At 67.0% G+C, this 6,148-nt stretch carries 8 protein-coding genes; 6 read left to right on the plus strand and 2 right to left on the minus strand.

Annotated elements, in window-relative coordinates:
- Positions 1–5: 5 nt before the first annotated feature.
- Both VGM71_RS03040 and VGM71_RS03045 read right to left on the minus strand, forming a co-directional pair.
- Complete coding sequence (locus tag VGM71_RS03040) at positions 6–548, minus strand: phosphatase PAP2 family protein (RefSeq protein ID WP_331542327.1); 543 nt, start codon at positions 546–548, stop codon at positions 6–8.
- Positions 520–1,680 carry a glycosyltransferase family 1 protein gene (locus VGM71_RS03045; RefSeq protein ID WP_331542329.1) on the minus strand — a complete coding sequence of 387 codons (1,161 nt, stop codon included), beginning with the start codon at positions 1,678–1,680 and terminating at the stop codon, positions 520–522. The genes VGM71_RS03040 and VGM71_RS03045 overlap by 29 nt, the downstream gene beginning before the upstream one ends.
- A gap of 140 nt (positions 1,681–1,820) precedes the next feature.
- On the opposite strand from VGM71_RS03045, the gene gltX reads away from it, so the two are divergent.
- The 6 genes from gltX to VGM71_RS03075 all read left to right on the plus strand — a co-directional run bounded on the left by gltX (position 1,821) and on the right by VGM71_RS03075 (position 5,941).
- Positions 1,821–3,227, plus strand: coding sequence for a glutamate--tRNA ligase (gltX, locus tag VGM71_RS03050; protein ID WP_331542330.1), 1,407 nt, complete (start codon positions 1,821–1,823; stop codon positions 3,225–3,227).
- Positions 3,220–3,534, plus strand: a complete 315-nt coding sequence (locus VGM71_RS03055; protein ID WP_331542331.1) for a hypothetical protein — start codon at positions 3,220–3,222, stop codon at positions 3,532–3,534. The genes gltX and VGM71_RS03055 overlap by 8 nt, the downstream gene beginning before the upstream one ends.
- Positions 3,535–3,574: 40 nt before the next feature.
- Positions 3,575–4,051, plus strand: a complete 477-nt coding sequence (locus tag VGM71_RS03060) for a transcriptional repressor (protein WP_331542332.1) — start codon at positions 3,575–3,577, stop codon at positions 4,049–4,051.
- A gap of 200 nt (positions 4,052–4,251) precedes the next feature.
- The gene (locus VGM71_RS03065) at positions 4,252–4,698 is read left to right on the plus strand and encodes a MerC domain-containing protein (protein ID WP_331542333.1); all 447 of its coding nucleotides are present in this window, start codon (positions 4,252–4,254) and stop codon (positions 4,696–4,698) included.
- Between the two features lie 37 nt (positions 4,699–4,735).
- Positions 4,736–5,698, plus strand: a complete 963-nt coding sequence (locus tag VGM71_RS03070; RefSeq protein WP_331542334.1) for a cation diffusion facilitator family transporter — start codon at positions 4,736–4,738, stop codon at positions 5,696–5,698.
- Positions 5,699–5,779: 81 nt separating this feature from the next.
- Positions 5,780–5,941, plus strand: coding sequence for a 30S ribosomal protein THX (locus tag VGM71_RS03075; RefSeq protein ID WP_331542335.1), 162 nt, complete (start codon positions 5,780–5,782; stop codon positions 5,939–5,941).
- Positions 5,942–6,148 lie beyond the last annotated feature (207 nt).

The raw sequence follows: 6,148 nt of genomic DNA on the forward strand, positions 1-6,148 counted from the left end.
AGGGCTCAGAGCAGCACGCGCTCCGCCCAAAGTGAAAGCGTGCCGAGGCCGCCGCCGATGACGGTGGCGGCGAGCACGTCGCTGGGATAATGCAGGCCAAGCACCACGCGCGAGGCGCCGATCAGTGCGGCGAAACCGATCAGGAAGGGTGCCAGCACCGGATAGTGCGCCACGGCCACCACGGTGAATGACACCGCCTGCAGCGTATGGCCCGATGGGAAGCTGAATTCGTCCAGGGGCGGCACGTGGGCGATCACGCCGGGGCAGGTGCGGAACGGGCGTGGGCGGCGCGTCCAGCGCTTGAGCGCGCGGTAGAGCATGAGGGCGGTCAGCCCGGTGATCGCCATCTGCACGGCGACCGCCACGCCACGCCAGCCGCCGGCGATGGCGATGACCGTCATCAGCGCATACCAGAACACGCCATCGCCCAGGCGGCTGATAGCGCCGAAGAAGATGCCGATGGCGCGGCGCGCGCCCCAGCGGTTGGCCGCGACGCACATGCGCCTGTCGAGGTTCGCCCTACGCGGCGACGGCGGTGCTGCGTTCATGGACGAACTCCTCGGCGAGGGATTGCATGATCGATTCGAATTCCGCAACGACGGATTCGGGCGAGAGGCCCGCGACGGAGGCGCGCGCCGCGGCACCCATGGTGGCGCGCACGGTGGGATCGGCACCGAGCATGGCGGCGCGTTCCACGAGGCCACCCTCGTTGCCCGGCGCCACGCGGATGCCGTTCTGCCCGTTGCAGATGAATTCGCGGGCGGCGGCTTCGGCATAAGCGACCACGGGGATGCCCGAGGCCATCGCTTCGAGAACCACGTTGCCGAAGGTCTCGGTAAGGCTCGGGAAGACGAACAGATCGGCGCTGGCGTAGTACGCGGCGAGGTCGTCGCCGCGGCGGGTACCGGCGAAGATGACGTCGGGATGGGCGGCCTCGAGCGCCGCACGGCCGGGACCGTCGCCCACGATCACACAGCGGGCGTCGGGCACGCGGCGGGCGAGGGCGCGATAGGCGTCGATCGCCACGTCCAGGTTCTTTTCCGGCGCCACGCGGCCGACGCAGAGCACCACCGGCGCATCCGGCCCGGCACCCCAGGAGGCGCGCAGGCTGTCGTCGCGGCGCTCGGGGTGGAAGCGCAGCGTATCCACCGCGCGGCGGAGTACGCGCACGTCGTGCACACCCAGGTCGTTGAGTTCGCCGGCGAGCTGGCCGGTGGGAACGAGGGTCGTCTGCGCCCGCTTGTGGAAGCGGGTGAGGTAATGCCTGACGAGTGGGGTGAGCGCACCGAAGCCGTAATGACCCACATAGAAATCGAAGCGGGTGTGGAAGCCGGTGGCGACCGGGATGCCGAGCCGGCGCGCCGCGCTGACGGCGCTCCACCCCAGGGGGCCTTCCGTGGCCACATAGATGGCATCCGGCCGTTCGGCGCGCCAGCGGCGCTCGATGCGGAAGCGGGAGGGCAGGCCGAAGCGGAGGCCCGCGTAACGCGGTACCGCTGCGCCTTCGACGGCGAGCACGTCCATGCCGGCATCCGCGAGCGGCGGGGTCGACAGATGGATCGGCCGGATGAGGTCGACGGTATGGCCGCGGCGGATCATGCCGCGGGCAAGCGACTGGACGGTGAGGGCGACGCCGTTCACGTCCGGTGCGTAGGTCTCGGTGACGATGCCGACTCGCATGGCGGTGCCCCTCTGGCCTGGCTTGATGCATGTTCGCGCGGGGGCGTGTCGCGACGGTTATGACCGTATGACCGGAGAATGACAGCGGCTCCCTCACAAAGCCGGTAAAATAACCGGCTTGTCCGTCCGATGACTTCCACATGACCGTTCGCACCCGTTTCGCTCCCAGTCCTACCGGTTACCTGCACATCGGCGGCGCGCGTACCGCGCTGTACTGCTGGCTGGAGTCCCGCCGTCGCGGCGGCGAATTCGTGCTGCGCATCGAGGACACCGACCGCGAACGCTCCACGCAGGAGGCCGTGCAGGCCATCCTCGACGGCATGGCCTGGCTCGGACTGGGCCACGACGAGGGCCCGTACTACCAGACCCTGCGCATGGATCGCTACCGCGAAGTGGCCGACCAGCTGCTGCGCGAGGGCAAGGCGTACTACGCCTACGAATCGAAGGAAGACATCGAGGCCATGCGCAACGCGGCGATGGCCGCGGGCGTGAAGCCGCGTTACAACGGTTACTACCGCGACCGGAACGAACCGTACCGCGAGGACCCCAACCGGGTCATCCGTTTCAAGAACCCCACGACGGGTTCGGTGGTGTTCGACGACAAGGTGAAGGGCCGTATCGAGTGGTCGAACGAAGAGCTCGACGACCTCGTCATCTTCCGCTCTGACGGCTTCCCCACGTACAACTTCGCCGTCGTGGTGGACGATATCGACATGGGCATCACCGAGGTGATCCGCGGCGACGACCACGTGAACAACACGCCGCGCCAGATCAACATCTATAAGGCGCTGGGCGCGCCGGTGCCGGAATTCGCACACCTGCCGATGATCCTCGGTCCGGACGGCCAGAAGCTGTCGAAGCGCCACGGCGCCGTGGGCGTCATGCAGTACCGCGACGATGGCTTCCTGCCGCATGCGCTGCTCAACTACCTCGTGCGCCTCGGCTGGTCGCATGGCGACCAGGAAATCTTCTCGCCTGAGGAGATGGCGGCGCTGTTCGATATCTCCGACGTCAACAAGGCGGCCGCGCGCTTCGACGTGAGCAAGCTGTCCTGGTTGAACCAGCATTACCTGAAGACCGACGATCCGGCGACGCTGGGTCCCGAACTCGCCTGGCACCTTGGGAAGGTCGGCATCGACGCGACGAACGGGCCGAACCCCGCCGACGTCGTCGTGGCCCTGCGCGACCGCGTGCACACCTTCAAGGAAATGGCCGAGCGAGCGAAGATCTGGTACAGGCCCATCGTCGAATGGGACGACAAGGCCATCGAAAAGCACCTGCGTAACGACACCGCGCCAAAGGCCCTCCAGGCCGCGAAGGCCGAGCTTGCCGCGCTGCCGGAGTGGACGCCGGACGCCGTGCACGGTGCGGTGGAACGCGTCGCCGCTTCCCTGGAGCTCGGCATGGGCAAGGTCGCCGCGCCGTTGCGCGTGGCGATGACCGGCACCCAGGTATCGCCGTCGATCGAACACACCATTTACCTTGCGGGCCGCGAAGGCGCGTTGGCGCGCATCGACGACGCCCTGGCTCGCGCCGTCGGTGGATGAGCTGCTGGCGAAGGCGATGCAGGGCGTCGATCCGGCCGAGCCCGGCGCGTTCCTGCAGATCTTCATGAACCTGATGGGCCTCGTGCCCTGGGGTCAGATGATCGTCTGGCAGGTGGTCTTCGTGGTGGTCGGTGCCTTGCTGGGCTGGTGGCGGGGGCGGCTGAAGGCCGGCGTCATCGCTTCGCTGATCCTGGGCCCGTTCGGATGGATCGTGCCGTTCCTTCCCCAACGCACGCCGCCGCCGCCCGCGCGAACGCTCACCGGCCGGGACCTTCCGCCGCCCCTGCCAGGGTCGAAAAAACGCTGAACTGTCCTCATGTTAGGATGACAAGCACGAGGATATCGATGTGACCACCGCTGCCCACCGACACCATCACCAGCACCACGACGATGCCCACGGCTTCGTCGCGGCCGTGGAGCAGGTGTCTTCCGCGCGTGGCCTGCGGCTCACACCGCTACGCCGTGAAGTGCTCGAGCTCGTGGCCGGCGCAGGCAAGCCGGTGAAGGCGTACGACCTGCTCGACCGCCTGCGCGAGAAGCACAGCAACGCGGCGCCGCCCACGGTGTACCGCGCGCTCGATTTCCTCCTCGAGAACGGCTTCATCCACAAGCTGGAATCGATCAACGCGTACGTGTCCTGCCACCATCCGGAGGAGGCGCACCAGGTGCCCTTCCTCATCTGCGATACCTGCCATTGCGCGCAGGAAGTCTGCGACGAACGCGTCGCCGAGCTGATCGAGGCGCAGGCGAAAGCCTTCGGCTTCCGCCCGCAAGCCCAGACCCTTGAAGTACACGGCACCTGCAAGAACTGCCGCGAGTCCTGAAGCGCCGACGCGAAGACCCTAGCCGATCCAGCGGCGATGGGTGCTCGCGGCAAGCTTGGCCGCTGCCGCGGGATCGCCAGCATAGCCGGCCTGTTCACGGCCATCGCCAGCGTGTGGTGGAAAACGCTATTTGGGTTTTGCAATGTTATAAAGTATCATTGCTTGCCTCCACCCATGCAAATAGTCACGCTATGGCTCCCATGACTGACCCCGTCATCGATCCGGAAACACCCCGCCGCTGGTGGCGCGCTGCCGATCGCCTGGGCGCGACGGCCTCCTTCCTCTGCGCGATCCATTGCGCGGCATTGCCTTTCGTCATCGCGCTGCTGCCACTGATCGGGTTGTCCTTCCTGGCCGACCACCGCTTCGAGGCGGGCTTCGTCGCCTTCGCGTCCGTGCTGGCCACCGTGGTGCTCGTTTCGGGTTACCGCCGGCATCGCCGTCGCGCGCCGCTGCTGCTCGCCGTTCCCGGACTGGTATTACTGATGCTGGGCGTCACCTTTCTCGATAACCATTCGCTGGCCGTGCACAGCGTTCTGGTGACCTGTGGGGGACTCCTCGTCGCTTCGGCGCACTTCGTCAACCTCCGCGTAAATCGTGGAGGGTACGCCGGCCATGTCCACGGCCCTTCCTGCGTGCACCCGTGATTGTGTAACCGGGACGCGATTCCCTAGCCTTCGCCCCATGGCACACGACCAAGCTCATTCTCACGCACACGGCCACGCGCACCACCACGGCAACGTAGCCGGGAGCAGCGAGGCCAAGCTGCTGTTCGCCTTTGTCCTGACCTTGCTGATGCTGGTGCTGGAGGCGGCCGGCGGCATCGTTTCCGGTTCGCTCGCCCTGCTCGCCGACGCAGGCCACATGCTGGTGGATGCGCTCGCCTTGTTGCTCGCATTCCTGGGCGCCCGGTTCGCGGCGAGGCCGGCCGACGCCCGGCGCACCTATGGCTACGGGCGTATCGAGGTGCTGGCGGGCTTCGTTAACGCGCTGACCCAGTTCGCACTGGTCGCCTTCATCGTCTACGAAGCGGTGCAGCGCCTGTTCTCGCCGCAGCCCATCCTCTCTGGCGTGATGCTGGTGGTGGCGGTGCTGGGCCTGGTCGCCAACCTGGTGGTGCTGCGTACACTGCACGGCCACGATCCCGACGACATGAACGTGGCAGGGGCGAACCTGCATGTGCTCGGTGACCTGCTCGGTTCGGTGGCCGCGGTGCTGGCCGCGCTGGCGGTGCGCTGGATGGGGTGGAACTGGGCGGATCCGGTACTCTCGATCCTGGTGTCCCTGCTGCTCGTGCGCAGCGCCTGGTCGCTGGTACGCCGCTCGGGGCACATCCTCCTTGAAGGCATGCCTGAAGGTATCGATGTGGCCGACATCCGGCGCGAGCTGTATTCCGCCGACGACGGCATCGTGGATATCCACCACGTACATGTCTGGCAGGTGACGGCCGGCTCGCGCATGGCCACCCTGCATGCGGCGCTGGCACCCGGTGCGGAACAGGCCGATCAGGCCCGCGTGCTGGTCGCCATCAAGCGGATGCTCAGCGAGCGCTGGCGGGTCGACCACGCCACGGTCCAGTTCGACCCCGGTCCGTGCCCCGACGGGCAGGAAGAGGGCTGCGGGAACGGCAAGCCCCACGTACACTGAACGCATCCACTTGCGCTTTGCGCGGCCGCTGATACGATGATCGGCCGTTTCTCTCCATCATTACGAATCAAGGAGTTTCCCATGGGCAAGGGCGACCGCCGCACCCGTCGCGGCAAGATCAACCGTTCCAGCTATGGCAATGCGCGTCCGCACATCGACGTCGTCACCGGCGCCGCCGTTGCGAAGCCGGCCACTGCCAAGCCGGCCGCCGCCAAGAAGGCCGCGCCGCGCAAGAAGGCGTAAGTCTTCCAACGCGTGAGACAGAAAAGGTCCCGCCTGGCGCAGGACCTTTTTTTTTGGTTCCTCACGGAAGTCCGGGGACGCTGCATGGATACATCGGTTCATTCGCCCGGCGACTGCATGTTTCCAGCGGCTCGGACGGTGAGGCGCAGAGTCTTCGGTGCCCACCCTCGCTGCTCAGACAGGTCCTCCGCGTTCGATAGGGAGGGC

This window comes from Luteibacter sp., from assembly GCF_036499525.1.
Taxonomy (GTDB): domain Bacteria; phylum Pseudomonadota; class Gammaproteobacteria; order Xanthomonadales; family Rhodanobacteraceae; genus Luteibacter.

What these genes read in the sequence shown, in the direction of transcription:
- VGM71_RS03040 (WP_331542327.1), bottom strand. Translation starts at nt 548, where the DNA reads ATGAACGCAGCACCGCCGTCGCCGCGTAGGGCGAACCTCGACAGGCGC.
- VGM71_RS03045 (WP_331542329.1), bottom strand. Translation starts at nt 1,680, where the DNA reads ATGCGAGTCGGCATCGTCACCGAGACCTACGCACCGGACGTGAACGGC.
- gltX (WP_331542330.1), top strand. Translation starts at nt 1,821, where the DNA reads ATGACCGTTCGCACCCGTTTCGCTCCCAGTCCTACCGGTTACCTGCAC.
- VGM71_RS03065 (WP_331542333.1), top strand. Translation starts at nt 4,252, where the DNA reads ATGACTGACCCCGTCATCGATCCGGAAACACCCCGCCGCTGGTGGCGC.
- VGM71_RS03070 (WP_331542334.1), top strand. Translation starts at nt 4,736, where the DNA reads ATGGCACACGACCAAGCTCATTCTCACGCACACGGCCACGCGCACCAC.
- VGM71_RS03075 (WP_331542335.1), top strand. Translation starts at nt 5,780, where the DNA reads ATGGGCAAGGGCGACCGCCGCACCCGTCGCGGCAAGATCAACCGTTCC.